The organism is Halorhabdus sp. CUG00001, from assembly GCF_009797925.1.
Taxonomy (GTDB): domain Archaea; phylum Halobacteriota; class Halobacteria; order Halobacteriales; family Haloarculaceae; genus Halorhabdus.
Window position 1 is genome coordinate 460,600 of sequence record NZ_VOLB01000001.1, and the last position, 14,742, is coordinate 475,341.

General features: G+C 62.7%; 15 protein-coding genes. 6 read left to right on the plus strand and 9 right to left on the minus strand.

Going from position 1 to position 14,742, the window contains the following annotated elements; all coding sequences use genetic code 11:
• Positions 1-2: 2 nt before the first annotated feature.
• Positions 3-659, minus strand: coding sequence for a helix-turn-helix domain-containing protein (locus FR699_RS02345; protein WP_154553210.1), 657 nt, complete (start codon positions 657-659; stop codon positions 3-5).
• Between the two features lie 121 nt (positions 660-780).
• Between FR699_RS02345 and FR699_RS02350 the strand changes: the two genes are divergently transcribed.
• Complete coding sequence (locus FR699_RS02350) at positions 781-1,194, plus strand: SRPBCC family protein (protein WP_154551959.1); 414 nt, start codon at positions 781-783, stop codon at positions 1,192-1,194.
• 13 nt (positions 1,195-1,207) lie between these two features.
• Here FR699_RS02350 and FR699_RS02355 read toward each other — a convergent pair whose 3' ends face one another.
• Entirely contained in the window at positions 1,208-1,789 is a 582-nt protein-coding gene (locus FR699_RS02355; RefSeq protein ID WP_154551958.1) for a DUF2391 domain-containing protein, read from the minus strand.
• Between the two features lie 49 nt (positions 1,790-1,838).
• The gene (gene aroA, locus FR699_RS02360; RefSeq protein WP_158853716.1) at positions 1,839-3,125 is read right to left on the minus strand and encodes a 3-phosphoshikimate 1-carboxyvinyltransferase; all 1,287 of its coding nucleotides are present in this window, start codon (positions 3,123-3,125) and stop codon (positions 1,839-1,841) included.
• A gap of 152 nt (positions 3,126-3,277) precedes the next feature.
• Between aroA and FR699_RS02365 the strand changes: the two genes are divergently transcribed.
• A complete protein-coding gene (locus FR699_RS02365) occupies positions 3,278-6,004 on the plus strand; it encodes a response regulator (RefSeq protein WP_158853718.1) in 2,727 nt (908 codons plus the stop codon).
• 12 nt (positions 6,005-6,016) lie between these two features.
• Here FR699_RS02365 and FR699_RS02370 read toward each other — a convergent pair whose 3' ends face one another.
• Positions 6,017-6,877 (minus strand): ABC transporter permease, encoded by an 861-nt coding sequence (locus tag FR699_RS02370; protein ID WP_154551955.1) that lies wholly within the window; start codon positions 6,875-6,877, stop codon positions 6,017-6,019.
• A complete protein-coding gene (locus FR699_RS02375) occupies positions 6,874-7,938 on the minus strand; it encodes an ATP-binding cassette domain-containing protein (protein ID WP_158853720.1) in 1,065 nt (354 codons plus the stop codon). The genes FR699_RS02370 and FR699_RS02375 overlap by 4 nt, the downstream gene beginning before the upstream one ends.
• 328 nt (positions 7,939-8,266) lie before the next feature.
• Here FR699_RS02375 and FR699_RS02380 point away from each other — a divergent pair, with 328 nt between their 5' ends.
• From FR699_RS02380 to FR699_RS02395, 4 genes are all read left to right on the plus strand, one after another.
• Positions 8,267-8,872, plus strand: a complete 606-nt coding sequence (locus tag FR699_RS02380; RefSeq protein ID WP_154551953.1) for a TetR/AcrR family transcriptional regulator — start codon at positions 8,267-8,269, stop codon at positions 8,870-8,872.
• A gap of 75 nt (positions 8,873-8,947) precedes the next feature.
• Positions 8,948-10,123: a Xaa-Pro peptidase family protein gene (locus FR699_RS02385; RefSeq protein ID WP_154551952.1), complete on the plus strand. Its 1,176-nt coding sequence runs from the start codon at positions 8,948-8,950 to the stop codon at positions 10,121-10,123.
• Positions 10,124-10,263: 140 nt separating this feature from the next.
• Positions 10,264-10,470, plus strand: coding sequence for a hypothetical protein (locus FR699_RS02390; protein ID WP_154551951.1), 207 nt, complete (start codon positions 10,264-10,266; stop codon positions 10,468-10,470).
• A gap of 66 nt (positions 10,471-10,536) precedes the next feature.
• Positions 10,537-10,746, plus strand: a complete 210-nt coding sequence (locus FR699_RS02395; RefSeq protein WP_154551950.1) for a ribbon-helix-helix domain-containing protein — start codon at positions 10,537-10,539, stop codon at positions 10,744-10,746.
• A 50-nt stretch (positions 10,747-10,796) separates the two neighbouring features.
• Here FR699_RS02395 and FR699_RS02400 read toward each other — a convergent pair whose 3' ends face one another.
• The 4 genes from FR699_RS02400 to FR699_RS02415 form a co-directional block, all read right to left on the minus strand.
• Positions 10,797-11,222, minus strand: a complete 426-nt coding sequence (locus FR699_RS02400) for a hypothetical protein (protein WP_158853723.1) — start codon at positions 11,220-11,222, stop codon at positions 10,797-10,799.
• A 3-nt stretch (positions 11,223-11,225) separates the two neighbouring features.
• Complete coding sequence (locus FR699_RS02405; protein ID WP_195837644.1) at positions 11,226-11,900, minus strand: hypothetical protein; 675 nt, start codon at positions 11,898-11,900, stop codon at positions 11,226-11,228.
• A 97-nt stretch (positions 11,901-11,997) separates the two neighbouring features.
• Positions 11,998-12,288 (minus strand): DUF5779 family protein, encoded by a 291-nt coding sequence (locus FR699_RS02410; RefSeq protein ID WP_154551948.1) that lies wholly within the window; start codon positions 12,286-12,288, stop codon positions 11,998-12,000.
• 124 nt (positions 12,289-12,412) lie between these two features.
• Positions 12,413-14,737, minus strand: coding sequence for a methyl-accepting chemotaxis protein (locus tag FR699_RS02415; protein ID WP_158853725.1), 2,325 nt, complete (start codon positions 14,735-14,737; stop codon positions 12,413-12,415).
• Between the last annotated feature and the right edge of the window lie 5 nt (positions 14,738-14,742).

Here is a 14,742-nt window from a genome sequence, read left to right on the forward strand (position 1 = left end):
ACTCAGATTGTTCGCCGCGCGCTCGCGGTCGGTTCGTCCTCGAAGAACTGCTTGACGATCTTCTCTTCGGCGCGGTGGAGCGTCTCGCTGCAGGTCGATTTCGCCATGTCCATGTTCTCGGCGAGTTCGGTCAGCGTACACTCCCGCGGGGTGTCGTAGTAGCCGCGATCGATCGCTTCCCGGACGATCGTCGTCTGGCGATCGGTCAGTACTTGTTCGGGCTCGACGTGCTGGCGGAGTTGTTCGACCGTAAAGGAGATCCCAAGTGTCTCCAGTTGCTCGCCGAGTTCCGAGAGGCGATCTTGAGAGGCGGTCAACTCCCAGCGGGCTTGCCCATCGCGGATGTCGAATGGCAGCTCTAAGGGGATGCCCGAGCCGACGATCGGAAACAGCAACAGTGGGTCGGTCGTCTCGAATTGGACTAAGGCCTGGTCGTCGTGACGGCCCAACACTGCCAGATCCGTGACGGTCTCCTCGTCGTCGATCGCTCGCACGACTGCGGGGACATCCGGGCCGTCGACTTCCACGAGCCCGACGCCCGACTCGTCGCCTTTCGGAAACGCAGAGAGGACGCGAATTCGAGACTCCGGGTGATCCATCGAGAGCGCACCGATCCAGATTCGACGCGGGATCGACAACGTCAACGTCGCGTGTACCATGTCCTGCCCATGTTCGGCCCCATCCACGGTAGTTGTTTCGAACATGTTCGAACCGTCGGCCGATTCACCGACGAACGTGTTCGTCGGCAGGTTGTTCAGGCAGGGGGTCTACCTCCGGAGTATGCAAACAGTCACTGTCTCGCGGGACGTTCCCGCAGCTCCCGACGCGGTCAGCAACGGGTTCGACGACGTGGGGGCGTTCATGCGTGCAGCCGGCTTCGATTCGGTCACGGTCGAGGGCGATACCGTGACTGTCGGGCGGACGATCGGTCTGGCGGAGCTCGAACTGACACTCGAACTCGTCGAACGTGACGTGGATCTGGCGTACGAACAGGTCGAGGGGATGTTCGACGAAATGACGACGAGCTACCGGGTCGACGGCGACGGAGACGGAACGAGCGTCACAGCGACCACGGAGTTCGAACTCGGTGGGATGATCGGCTCGGCACTGGACGCGACGCTGATCAAACGCCAGCGGACACAGGAACTGCAAGACCAACTCGCCTATCTCGAAGAAGTCGCCACCACGGAGTAACCTTCTCACTCGGTCAGGAACCGGGCAAGATATCTCCGAGCGCGCCGCCAACGGCCATCGGCAGGATCGCGGTGGCGAGTTCCCCGGCTACGACTAACGGTTCGGACCACGTTAGGCGACCCCACAGCGTCATCAACACCAGTGCTGTCACGGATGCGATCACCAGGACGCCGGCGAACCGCTGGGGGATGAATCCGAAGTACGGGTCGACCACGCGAACGTCCTGAATCTCGGCGACGTAGAGGATCCCGGCCACGAGTGCGAACGTACATCCGACTGTTCCAACCAGAAAGTACGGGTGGGCCGCGAGATAGTTACCGACTTCGCTCGTCCCGCCTTCGACGAACATCGGGATGCCAAAGAGGACGCTGCCAAGTAGTGCTTCCGAGGCGTCCGCGCGGTCGAACCCGGAGATCACCCGGCCGAAGGGGCCACTGCTGCTGACCGAGAGTGCAGTTTCCCGCACGGACTCGACGCGCTCGCGTTCCTCCGGAGAGTCGACCGTTGCCTCGAGCTCGTCCAGTTCGTCGAGCAGATCGGCGACGTTGGGCTGGTCGGGTGGCCCGTCCGATGCCGGTCCGTCGAAGCTTCCCATACCTCACGTACCGAGCGCCCGGCACATGAACGTGACCCGCCTGGCCCACTCACTCCTGGCGGACGCGCCCGCCCATCGAGTCCAGAACGTCGAAGAAATTCGGGAACGACACGTCGACGTGTTCGCCACCCCGGACGGTCGTCTCGCCGTTGGCAACCAGCCCGGCGATCGCCAGGGACATCACGATCCGGTGGTCGGCCCGTCCGTCTACGTTCGCACCCGAGAGTTCGGTGTCGCCGCCGTGGATCGTCAGCACGTCCTGCTGTTCGGTGACGTTCGCCCCCATCGCACCGAGTTCCTCGGCCATCGCGCGAACGCGGTCGGTCTCCTTGAAGCGGACGTGTTCGCAGTCGACGATCCGTGTGTCGCCCTCGGCAACTGCACCGAGGACCGCGATCGTCGGCAGGAGGTCGGGCGTGTCCGCGACGCTGACTTCGATGCCCGTCAGATCGGACTGCTCGACGGTAATCTCGCCTGCCTCACGGTCCCACTCGATGTCGGCCCCCATGCGTTCGAGCACGTCCACGATCGCTGAGTCACCCTGTGCGCTCGGGTGGGCGCTCGTGACCGTCAGCCCGTCCGGTGCGGCGAGGGCGCCCGCTGCCAAGAGATAAGACATCGAGGAGAAGTCCCCCGGGACGGCGTACTCCCCGCCCGCAGGATCGTACGTCTGACCGCCCTCGACTTCGAATCCCTCAGCCGTCGATACTGTCTCGACGCCGAACGCCGCCAGAACCTCGATCGTGATGTCGACGTACGGTGCGGATTTCAATTCGGTCTCCAGGTCGATCTCGATGCCGTCGTCGGTGACGGCACCGGCCATCAGCAGCGCAGTGATGTACTGCGAGGAGACGTCCCCGGGGATCGACACTTCCCCGCCGTCGACAGGCCCCTTCACGACGAGTGGGGCCTGGCCGTTCCCACGCGTGCTCTCTGCGCGCCCATCGAGCTGTTCGATCCCGTCCAGTAGCGGCCCCTGCGGGCGCGATCTGAGCGAGTCATCCCCCGTCAGGACCGTGATCCCGTCGGCGAGGGCGGCCGTGGCTGTCACCAGGCGCATCGTCGTGCCGCTGTTTGCACACGTGACGATATCATCGGGTACCGACGGTTTCCCATCGAAACCGGTGATTTCGAGGGTGCCGTCACCGCGATCGACGCTGCCGCCGTAGGCCTCGACAGCCCCCATCGTCGCCTCCGTGTCGGCGCTGACGAGCGGATCTCGAACGGTTGCACCGTCGGCGTACCCCGCGGCGAGGATTGCACGGTGCGTGTAACTCTTCGACGGCGGTGCCTGTACTGTCCCGTCGACCGTCGACTGGGAAACGTGGACATCCATGCGCGAGTGATCGGGAGGGGGCGACATGAGGGTACCGGTGCACCCCAGCCAGATCGTGGCCATCTGTCCGGAGATGTGCTTGACGACCCCGTGCCGTTTGACGTGTGACATTTCACCATACATTTTTCCGCTGAACCGTTCGATATCAGCACATGCGTGAGTCGATTCGGGTGCTTCACGTCGACGACGACCCGGACTTTCTCGAGCTGACCGCGACCATGCTCGATGCCGAGAGCGATCGACTCATCGTCGAGACCGCATCACGTGGGTCGAACGCGCTTGCGATGCTTCGGGACCAACAATTCGAATGTGTCGTGAGTGATTACGAAATGCCCGGACGAGACGGGCTCGAACTCCTCGATGCGGTCCGCAGCGAGTATCCGGACCTCCCATTTATCCTCTATACTGCTCGAGGATCGGAAGACGTTGCCAGCGAGGCCATCTCGGCGGGTGTGACTGATTATCTGGAGAAATCCGGGGGCCTGGCACAGTATACCGTTCTTCGCAACCGGATCGAGAACGCCGTCGAGCAGTATCGGGCCAGCAAGCGCGCGGCCACGCTCGATCGCATCCGCAAGACTGTCCGTGACGTCAATCAGGAGTTGGTCCGCTCGCGAACCCGTTCGGATCTCGAACAGCGAGTGTGTGCGGTCGTCGCCAGCGGGGCACCCTACGAGTTCGCCTGGATCGGCCAGCGGGATACAGACGAGGGCATCGTTCGGCCACGAGCGAGCGCGGGAGACGGCCAGAACTACACATCGGAGATCACGATTACGCTCGAAGACGGGGCGAGTGCAGGTGGGCCGACCGTCCAGGCGCTCCGGGAAAACGACCTCGTTGTGACCCAATCGATCGCCGACGACGAGGCGTTTGCCCCTTGGCGGGAGGCAGCCCTCGACCGTGGGTTTCGATCGAGTGCGGCCGTGCCACTGTCCTTCGAGGACGAGCAGTACGGCGTGTTGAACGTCTACAGCACCGACCCGACCCCCTTCGACGAGACGGAGATGGACTTATTGGGCGAACTCGGCGGGGATATCGGACACGCGCTCCATCGTATCGAACGAGAGCGTCGCTATCGGCAGCTCTTCGAGGAGTCCATCAACGCGATCGCCGTCCACGAACTCCGGACCGACGAGAACGGCCAGCCGGTCGATTACGTCTTTCTGGACGTCAACGAGGCCTTCGAGCACACGACCGGGCTCGAACGAGCGGCGATCGTCGGCGAGCGTGCCACAGACGTCTTACCGGGCCTCGATCCGACGTTCATCGACCGCTACGCGCAGGTCGTCCGCGAGGGCGAACCGGTCCGATTCGATCACTACGCGGAATCGCTTGAGGCACACTACGCAATTTCGGCGTTCCCACTCGATGGAGACCGTTTTGTCACGACATTCAACGATATTACGACGGTCGTCGAGCGCGACCAGGAGTTACTCGAGACCAACAGGCTCCTCTCGACGTTACTCGAGAACCTCCCGTTTGGCATCCTCGTCGAGGACCCTGACCGGGAGATCATGGCCGCGAACCCGAAACTCTGTGAGATCTTCGATTTCTCTGCCGACTGTGAGGAACTCGTCGGTACCGACTGTATGGCGCTCGCGGCCGACGTCAGTGACGATATCGCGGACGCGGACGGATTCCGCGACCGTCTCGAGGAGATTTTGGCTAGAAGACAACCGGTACTGAACGAACACGTCGAAATGGCAGACGGTCGAACCCTCTCTCGGAGCTACGTCCCGTTCTCGTTGCCAGACGGCGTGGGGAATCTCTGGCTCTATCGGGACGTCACCGACACGATCGAACGCGAACGCGAGCTACAGCGAACCAACGACCGACTCCAGTCAGTACGCGAGCAACTCGAACTCGCCTTGGAGACGACAAACGCCTATACGTTCGACTGGCACCCCGAAGACGAGGCGATCCGGCGCTACCCGACCTTCGAGGACGTCTTTGGGATCGACTCGACGACGGTCAAGCCGGTGTTCGATACTTTCTTCGAGATCATTCCGCCGGGCCACCGCGAGCGGGTCAAAGACACCATCCAGCGTGCGATCGACGAGGAAGCTAGCTACGATCTCACGTACCCGGTCGAACCGGACGACGAACGGATCTGGGTCCGCGAGCAGGCCGAAGTGTTGGACGACGGAGATGCACCGCGTGTCGTCGGGACGGTCACCGACGTCACCGTCTTACGAGAGTACGAACAGGAACTGGAACGTCACAACGAACGCTTAGACGAGTTTGCGGAAGTCGTCGCCCACGATCTTCGGAACCCGCTGAACGTCGCGACCGGACGGGCAACGCTGCTCGATGAGGCGTGTGAGAGCGAACACACCCGTCCGTTGATCGACGCTCTCGAACGCATGGGTGATATCGTCGACAACACGCTGACTCTCGCCCGGCAAGGCGACACTGTCGGGGAAACTGAAGCCGTGGCCGTGCCGGCTGTCGCCCAGCAGTGTGCGGAGATGATCGATACCGAGGCGGTGTCGATCGATATTGCCGAGGAGTTTCGGATCCGGGGCGACCCCGATCGCGTTCGCCACGTTTTCGAGAATCTCTTTGGCAACGCGGTCGAGCACGCAACCGGAGAGCGGACGGTTTCGACCGCCGACGAATCGGCGCCACCAGCGGATGTGACGATCGCTATCGGACGAATCGGTGATCGCGGGTTTTACGTCGCCGACGATGGCCCTGGTATCCCCGAAGACGAACGGACAGCTGTCTTCGAGCCAGGGTACACCACGACAGCGGAGGGGACCGGATTCGGGCTGACGATCGTCGAACGGATCGCCGACGCCCACGACTGGGCTGTCACCGTGACCGAAAGCGAAGACGGCGGCGCGCGCTTCGAGTTTACCGACGTCGATCTCGTCTAGGCCGCCTCGAGATCACTGGACGCTCGCACTGGAGGCCCGATTGATCATGTAGACGGCGATTGCGCCCAGAATCACGTCGAGGACGACCAGCACCGCCAGTGCGGGGACGATCGTGTTCCAGATTCCACCGAAGGCAGTGATATCGAGCACTTCCATGACGTCGGCGTCGAGCATGAGTGCCCGTGCGGCGTCGACGCCGTAGGTGATCGGGTTGTACGTCGCGACCGTCTGGACCCACCCCGGCATCGAACTCACCGGGAGGAAGGCACTGGAGACGAACAACAGCGGCAACTGAACCATGTTGGCGGCGATGATCGTCGACTCCTGGTCGCGCGTGATGAGCGCGACGACGTTCGAAAACGCCAGGAACCACAGTGCAAAGAGGATCGCAATCCCGATGATCGCCAGCGCCCCGGGCAGGCCGGTGGCGACCTCCGCGCCCAGAATGACGCCCAACACCAGGATGATGACGACCTGGATGACGATCCGGATCAGTTCAGAGAGGGTCTTCCCGAGGAAGATGGCGACCCGGTTCATCGGCGTGACCAGCGTCTTCTGGAAGACGCCGCTCTCGATGTCGTCGACGAGCCCGATTCCCGACGAGGAGGCCACGATGAGTGCGATCTGGACGGCGATGGCCGGAACGAGATAGGACTCGTAACTGATTCCGCCAGGTAGCGTTCCCGTGACGACGTTCCCGAAGATCTGGGTAAAGAGGACGAGGAAGATGATCGGCTGGACGAGCGAGGAGACTACCACGAAGGGGTTGCGGATCGCGTTGATATTCCAGCGCATGAAGTTCGTCCAGATGTCCCGCAGAAACGTATTCGACGTCCGGACGACTTCTTCGTCGCCGACCGTATCAGTACTCATTGGCCACCCCCGTCGGTGGCAGTCGACTGGTCGGCCGCCGACGTGACGCGCTCGTCGTCCGTCGCGGCCTCGGCTTCGACGTGCTCGCCGGTAATCGCGAGGAAAACGTCGTCAAGCGTCGGCGAGCGGACGTTGAATCCCGTCACGGTGATCGCTGCGTCCCGGAGTGCAACCAGCAGATCCGGGCCGCGCTTTCGAGCCTCCCGCGAAGTCACCGAGATCCCGTCGTCGGTGACGTCGACGTTGGGATCGTCGCCAAAGAGATCGTCCGACTGGACGATTTCGGCGGCCCGCTCGCGCTCCTCGGCCCCGTCGTCGAGTTCGACGTCTAATATCTCCCCGCCAACCTCTCGCTTGAGTGTCTCGGGCGAGCCGTCCGCGACGATTTCGCCGTCGAGAATGACCGAGAGCCGGTCACAGAGGTAGTCGGCCTCCTCCAGATACTGGGTCGTCAGAAAGATGGTCGTCCCGCGGTCGTTGATCTCCTCGAAGTAGTCCCACAGGCGGTTGCGTGCTTTCGGATCCAGGCCGGTGGTCGGTTCGTCCAGAAAGACCAGCGGTGGGCGATGGACGAGTGCCATCGCGGCATCGAGTCGCTTTTTCATCCCACCCGAGAAATCTTGGGCCTGCTTATCGGCGACGTCGGCCAGGTCGACGAGATCGAGTAGTTCGTCGATACGGCCACCTCGATCGCCGCGTGGTACGCCGTATGCGTCACAGGCAAATCGGAGGTTCTCCCGGGCGGTCATCTCGTTGATGACGCTGGTCTCTTGGGCCATGTAGCCGATCGACTCACGAACCTTCTGGGCCTCACGCTCGACATCGAAGCCGTTGACACGCACCGAGCCGCCAGTGGGGGCCAGCAACGTGGCCAGGACTTTGATCGTCGTCGTCTTCCCCGCACCGTTGGGGCCGAGAAAGCCGAAAAACTCCCCCTCAGGGACCGCAAGGGACACACCCGAGACTGCCTCTGTCCCGTCGGCGTAGGTGAGCTCTAGCCCGTCGGCTTCGATCGCCTGCCCAGCATCGGATCCGCCGGCGTCGTTGCTACTTGTACTCATCGCTCTGATCGTCGCAGCGACGCAGACTAAAATTTGTTGATTGAACATTCACTCAATACCGTTTTGGTCCTTCGGCTCTTTCGCGGTCGTATGCATAGCGACGGCAACCAGAGGGTCCCACGTAGGGCCACGGTGACAGCCGATTCAGGCGTCGACAAAACACCGCTCGACCGGGTGGTCACGGTCCAGTGGGACACACGTAGCCAAGATGGCGAGGCGGTCTCGGCTGCCGAGAGAACAGTCGGAATTTTCGCCCGCTTGCCCGCGGCTGTGCCCACACCGAACCGTGACGTCTTCGAGGGTGGAGTGTCAGGGTGGAACTAACGGAATGGCACCCGATCATCTCTTTCCGGACGCGCCCGAGGAGACTCGTATCGAGATCTTGCAAGCGACCTACGGGGCGCTGCGCGAACACGGATACGCGGACGTGACGATCGAACGCATCGGTGAACACTTCCCCAAGAGTACGTCGCTGGTCTACCATCACTACGACGGCAAGGACGAACTCCTGTTGGACTTTCTGTCCTACCTCCTCGAACACGCCGAGGCTGACCTCGGGATCGACAGTGATCTCGGTCCCGAGGCCCGCTTGCAGGTACTCTTCGACCGCGTATTCTCGCCCGACGACGACCCGGAGGCCGCCGCGTTCCGGCGGACGATGCTGGGATTGCGCGCTCAGGCGACGACCGACCCTGCCTATCAGGAACAGTTCAGCGAACACGACGCGTTCTTCCGGGATCGGCTCGCTGCGATCGTTCGCGAGGGGGTCGAGGATGGGACCTTTCGGGACGTCGATCCAGAGGCCGTGGCGACGATGTTGCACGCGACGATCACCGGCGCGATGACCCACCGGTCGACGGCCGCTGTCGATCTCTCGACACTGCGAGCAGAAGCCGAGGCCTACGTCGAATCTCGACTGCTTGCCGAAGGGTAGCCTGCCGGCTGCCGTCGCACGCCGTTGGCCACCGCAGTCGGTACGCCTTTGGCCACCGCAGTCGGACGCGGTGGCATGGAGAAAGACTTCTCCCAACTGGAGGCCCGACTCGCCGAGTTGGAGGCCGACGGGTATCTGCTAGACGCCGATGGCACCGACCCGAACCAGCAGTACCTCTCGGGATTCGGTGCTCCCGACCCGTTTGTGACGCTGTATGCCGGTGACGTCCATCTGTTTTTCCCCCGGAGTCTCGAATACGGACGAGCCAAACGGGAATCCGACGCCGCAACCGTCGAGCGATACGTCGACTACGACTACGATCGATTGCGCGAGGAGTACGACCGGCGCGAGGCTGTCGATCGCGTCCGTGCGGCCTTCCTCGCCGAGCACGGCGTCGAATCCCTCGCTGTCCCACCGCGGTTCCCGACCGGGGCGGCCGATGGCCTCCGCGAGCAGGGCGTTACCGTCACCGTCGACTACGACAACGTGATCGAATCTGTCCGGGCGAGGAAGGCCGAGACGGAGATCGAACACGTCAGGACCGCCCAGCGGGCCAACGAGCAGGCGATGGCTGCCGCCGAGGAACTCATTCGCGGGGCGTCAGTCGACGACGAGGGACGCCTCCTGGTCGACGGCGACGTGCTGACGAGCGAACGCGTCAGCGAGGAAATCGAAGTCACGTTGCTCCGGAACGGCTGTGCGCTCGACGAGACGATCGTCGCCTGTGGCGAGGATGCCGCCGACCCACACGATCGTGGGAGTGGACCACTCCGGGCCGACGAGCCGATCATCGTCGATATCTTCCCCCAGGACAAGGCGACCCAGTACCACGCCGACATGACGCGGACGTTCCTCGTCGGTGAGCCAAGTGAGACGATCCGGGAGTGGTTCGACCTGACTGACGAGGCCAGACAGGCGGCTATCGATGCAGTCGAACCGGGTGTCACCGGCGAGGACGTCCACGACGTCGTGTGTGATATCTACGAGGACGCGGGCCTGCCGACGCTCCGCAGCGACGGGAGCACCGAGACCGGCTTCATTCACACGACCGGTCACGGCGTCGGCCTCGCCGTCCACGAACAGCCGACTATCGGTCCGGGCGGCGGCGAACTCGAACCCGGCCACGTCATCACGATCGAACCGGGGCTGTACGACCCCGATGTGGGCGGTGTCCGTATCGAAGACTTTCTCGTCGTGACCGAGGACGGGGCCGAAAACCTGACCGAGTATCCAGTTTCACTCGCCGAGTAGAATCTATCATTTACAATCGTTATATTTATTAGCCCGGCTCACATCGGGTGCGATACGATGATCGAACTTCGTGTACGTGGCGCACCGTTCCGTTGAGTCCGGCCAGTACCGCTCGCCGACTACCTGCGATCCACGTCCCGATGAGTTCCAATCCGAACCACCGCCCGACCGAGACCGCGTATCGACCACCGACAACCCAACAGCCGGCGATCCCCGAGCGTGACCGCCTGTCCGACCCGGATTCGCCCGATGGCAATCCCTCGTCGGCACCGAGTATCTTCGCTCCGACCGAACGAGCGAGTCTGCCCGACATGTTCGAGACGGAGGCGGAGTATCACGAGCGGTAGTCCCAACTGACCACGCGACTCCCACGCGGACGCAACGCCTTTTTCGTCCGGTCACGACCATAGCGTATGACCGAGTACACAACCGTTTCAATTCCGAAGGACCTCGCCGATCGGGTCGAGGACACGATCGAAGGGACGAGTTTCTCATCGACCAGCGACCTCGTTCGCTTCTTGCTCCGGAGTATCGTGATCCAGCACCAGCAATCGGAGGCACTCACCGAAGCGGAGTTCGACGAGATTACGTCCCAACTTCAGGATCTGGGCTACTTGGAGTAACTGTCACGGGCCACTGCCGGCTATCGGTCGTGCCACGTGGTCACTCGTCGTCACTCTTCGAACACTTCTTCGGGCGGTTCGACGTCCAGCAGCCGTAGCTCCCGGCGCGTGTTGTCTCGATCGAACGCCACGATCGATTGCCGGTCCCACGGCGGGACGGCGACGAACAGCACCTCGTGAAAGTCGTCGGCCTGGGTTGGTTCGAGCGGCCCCTCGGGGTGGGAGACGAATCGGCCCTGGGTCTGGCCGACTGGCGTCCCGAGATCGACGCCGAAGACGAAGTTGACCGCGTTCCCGGCGTTGGGTAGATAAAAGTGTGTGAACACCGGCGTGTCCCCGTCTATGTCTAATTCCTTGCACTCGGCCGCTCGTGTGACCGACACCGAGATCGTCGTTGGATCGGGTGCTTGCTCTCCAGCGCGTGCTAAGAGTACGTCGATGAGTCCTGTCGTCGCGTAGACTGGCTCTGTGGCCATCTGCTACCCGAACACGAAGTCCCGAAGGGACTCGGCGTACAGTCGCGGCGCCCGACGACGAGCCCCAGCCAGAGCGTCCTCGATCGTGGCTGCCACGTCTGTCGTTACCGGTGCCCCGTGACCGACGAGCAGCCGCTCGGGGTCGAACTGGCCGAGTCGGCGGGGTGGGCGGTGTCGGCGCATCGGGTGGACGCCGAGGTGTCGATCGCCCGTTGTGAAATACGACACTGTCCCGAGGGACTCCGCGACGACCAGCGTGCCGCTATCCTCGTCGTACAGTGCGGCTTCTTGCCAAAAGCGTGAGTCGACGATCGGGTAGACCCGATACGTGTCTGCCAGCGTCGTCCCGAAGCGCTCGATATCGGCGCCGATCTCGCTGGCGACCCCATCCATCCACTCCGGTACGTACACCGGAACATCGTGGCGCGTGGCGATCGCCCCGGCGTCGCGTTTGTGGCGGTCCAGCAGTATGACGACGCCGGCAACCTCTCCCAGGTCGGCCAGATGCTCGTCTAGCCCGTCGACGTCGACTGGATCGACGAGCCAGACCTCGCCGTCGATCCCGAGGGCGTGACTCGCCCGCTGCATCGTCTCGTCTGGCTGTGCGATCCACGTCGAGCCGTTCTCGCGGCCGTCGACCGGCTCGAACGTACCGGTGCCGGTTCCCTTCATTGGCATACCTCAGCCTACGATCCGGACTGGCATAAACCATCAGTCGACGGCTGATCTTGAGGGGGCGACGCCGATCACGTCCGGCCGTGTGCTCGACTGTCGCTCATTCGAGGCGATCGGTATCGATCTCTACGCGTGGGGGTGTCACGATCAGAAACCCACGAAAGTGAACGAGGCTCCCGCCGTTGTCCCGCACGTCGCGAGCGAACCCACCGGCCTGCTCGTTGACGTCTCCCTGGACGTCTAATACCAACACAGCCCCGTCTGTGGCGAGTTGCACCCACTCCTCGTCGGGGGTCGTCCCGTCGAGGATACCCAGAACGACGCGGTGGTCCCCCTCGTCGCCTTCTAGCTGGGACTCGACGGCCTGCAGATCCAGATCGAACTCGGACATACCCGCAATTGCGTTCGGTGAGATAAAAATCTACGCGACGCGTCCCGAATCAGTCCGGCTGTTGCCCGTCCCGCGGTCGGACCGGCACCCGGTACAGCCCCGCGACGGCAGGGACACAGTGGGGTTACCGTTCGTCGTGATCGGATTTCGACGCCGAGAGGTTCGCCGTTGATTTTCGCTGGTCGTCGACAGTGAACGCATCGAGCGTAGCGGCCAGCTCCGTCGCCCGGTCTTTGAGTTCGGTTGCGTTGTTTGCAATTTCCGTGACGGAGGCCGTTTGTTCCTCGGCGGCAGCCGACACCTGCTCGGCGTCTTCGGTGACGTTCTGGCTGATGTCGGAGACTTCATCGACACGGCTGACGACACGCTGTGTCGATTCGGCTTGCTCGTCGGTCGTCGTATTGATGTCTTGAATGCCCTGATTGGTGTCTTCGACAGAGTCGACGATTTCGTCGAGTGCGTTCGAGACTTCTCTGACTGTTTCGACACCGGTGGTGATCTGCTCGCTCGTCGTGCGGATGTCCGAAACTGTCTCGTCGGTCGCTGCCTGGAGTTGTTCGATCTGGGTTTCGATCTGTTCGGCCGACGTTCTGGTCTCCTCGGCGAGGTTCTTGACCTCGTTTGCGACGACGTCGAACCCATCGCCGCTGTCGTCGGCGTGGGCCGCTTCGATGTTCGCGTTGAGGGCGAGTAGGTTCGTCTGTTCGGCGATGTCGGTAATGAAGTCGACGACCTCCCCGATTTCGTCCATCTGGGATTGCAGTTCGAGGATCTGTTCGACGGCCGTCTCCGAGCGCGTTTCGATTTCGGCCATGTCGTCGATGGCAGATTGGGCCGCCTGCCGTCCTTCCCGGCCACGTTCGGCTGTTTCGTTTGCCGTCTCGGCGACTGATGCGGACGCAGACGCGATCTCTTCGATGCTCGCCGAGAGATCGTTCATCTCGCCTGCGGTTTCTTGCAGTGTCTCGTTTTGCTGGAGTGCACCGTCGGAGATCTGCTGGACGCGGGTCGCAACCGTCTGGCTCGTCGTCTCGATCTCGCCAGCACCGGATGCGACTTCTTCACTTGCCGTGGCGACCGATTCGGCGAAGGCCATCACGCCGCCGACAGTCTCTTCGAGTTGGTCGATCATCGCATTGAACTCGCGTGCGATCTCGGCCATCGCTTCCTGGTCGGCGTCGGGATCCATCCGTCGGGTGAGGTCGCCTTCGGCAACGGCACGCATGACGTCGCTGTAAGCCCCAGCACGCTGTTTGAGCTGTCTGCTGACCGCTTCAGCCTCTTGTTTTGCCGCTTCAGCTTCGCTTCGGGCGTTCTCTGCGTCTTCGAGGGCCTCTTCGGCCTCGGTGATGCGTTCCCGCAAGGAATTGCGCATCGCGTCGAAACTGTCGTACAGGCGCCCGATCTCGTCTTCGCGTTTGGTTTCTAAGTCCACGTCGAGTTCCCCCGCCTCCATCTGCTCGGCCCGTGACCGGAGCCGTGTCAAGGGCCTGATCGTCCGTTGGCCCAGGACGAGCCCGACGATGACGAGCGAGACCAGTCCGAGCACCACCAACAACAGCACTGACTGGGCGACGTCGTCACGGACAGCAAAGGCCGTCGACTTCTCGATATCGGTCATGGCCACCCAGTCGGTCCCCGGCACCGACGCGTAGGCAAAGACCTGATCGGCCCCGATCCGGGAGGTCGTTCCGTTTGCTGAGCCGTTACGGATGGTGTCGAACTGTGTGGCGTGGGTCGTCGCCGAGACCGTTCGATCGATATCGAGGACTGTCTCGCCGGCGTCGTTGACGATGGTCGTCCGCTGGTCAGTGTTTTCCCCTTGGACGCGCTCGAGTTGTGGCTGGATCCGACTCACGACCACGAGATAGGAGTTTGCCCGCTGTGGGACAGAACTGGCAAAGGCCATGACCGGCCGGTCGTTCAAAACCGGCGAGCGATAGGATCGCGAGGACTGCCAGACGCGGCTGTTCTCTCCGGGACCTTCCGGCACCTCGGCGTCCGTCCAGGGGGCTGAGAGTTCATCGAGCGATCGCCCCTCGATCGGGAGTTCGGTACTCGCGATGACCTCGTTTTGGCTCGTGTTGACATAGTGCATGCTCACGATGTCTTCAGAGAGCAGCTGATCCTGGAGGAGAATATGTGCGGCGGCTGTGCGATCGGTCTGGAGTCCGTCACCGCTAGAGACCGATCTGGTACTCGTCCGCATCTCTTTGACCCACGAGCCAATCGACTGGCCCTGCAGGTTGCTGGTTTCCTCTAACTGCTGGGTCGTACTCGACTCGACGGTTTGCCCTGCCTGTACGTAGGTGAGGGCTCCGACACCCGCGATCACGAGGACGACGGCGAGAAACGCGATTGCGAACTGTGCGGCGTACCGCTGGCGGACGAAATCGGGGACGATGCGACGCCCGAACCGTGCGAGTCGCGTCCTGAGACTATCGGCCATCCGTG

Excerpts from the sequence above, each read along its gene's own strand:
- FR699_RS02345 (WP_154553210.1), bottom strand. The coding sequence starts at position 659 with ATGGTACACGCGACGTTGACGTTGTCGATCCCGCGTCGAATCTGGATC.
- FR699_RS02350 (WP_154551959.1), top strand. The coding sequence starts at position 781 with ATGCAAACAGTCACTGTCTCGCGGGACGTTCCCGCAGCTCCCGACGCG.
- FR699_RS02355 (WP_154551958.1), bottom strand. The coding sequence starts at position 1,789 with ATGGGAAGCTTCGACGGACCGGCATCGGACGGGCCACCCGACCAGCCC.
- aroA (WP_158853716.1), bottom strand. The coding sequence starts at position 3,125 with ATGGATGTCCACGTTTCCCAGTCGACGGTCGACGGGACAGTACAGGCA.
- FR699_RS02365 (WP_158853718.1), top strand. The coding sequence starts at position 3,278 with ATGCGTGAGTCGATTCGGGTGCTTCACGTCGACGACGACCCGGACTTT.
- FR699_RS02370 (WP_154551955.1), bottom strand. The coding sequence starts at position 6,877 with ATGAGTACTGATACGGTCGGCGACGAAGAAGTCGTCCGGACGTCGAAT.
- FR699_RS02375 (WP_158853720.1), bottom strand. The coding sequence starts at position 7,938 with ATGAGTACAAGTAGCAACGACGCCGGCGGATCCGATGCTGGGCAGGCG.
- FR699_RS02380 (WP_154551953.1), top strand. The coding sequence starts at position 8,267 with ATGGCACCCGATCATCTCTTTCCGGACGCGCCCGAGGAGACTCGTATC.
- FR699_RS02385 (WP_154551952.1), top strand. The coding sequence starts at position 8,948 with ATGGAGAAAGACTTCTCCCAACTGGAGGCCCGACTCGCCGAGTTGGAG.
- FR699_RS02390 (WP_154551951.1), top strand. The coding sequence starts at position 10,264 with ATGAGTTCCAATCCGAACCACCGCCCGACCGAGACCGCGTATCGACCA.
- FR699_RS02395 (WP_154551950.1), top strand. The coding sequence starts at position 10,537 with ATGACCGAGTACACAACCGTTTCAATTCCGAAGGACCTCGCCGATCGG.
- FR699_RS02400 (WP_158853723.1), bottom strand. The coding sequence starts at position 11,222 with ATGGCCACAGAGCCAGTCTACGCGACGACAGGACTCATCGACGTACTC.
- FR699_RS02405 (WP_195837644.1), bottom strand. The coding sequence starts at position 11,900 with ATGCCAATGAAGGGAACCGGCACCGGTACGTTCGAGCCGGTCGACGGC.
- FR699_RS02410 (WP_154551948.1), bottom strand. The coding sequence starts at position 12,288 with ATGTCCGAGTTCGATCTGGATCTGCAGGCCGTCGAGTCCCAGCTAGAA.
- FR699_RS02415 (WP_158853725.1), bottom strand. The coding sequence starts at position 14,737 with ATGGCCGATAGTCTCAGGACGCGACTCGCACGGTTCGGGCGTCGCATC.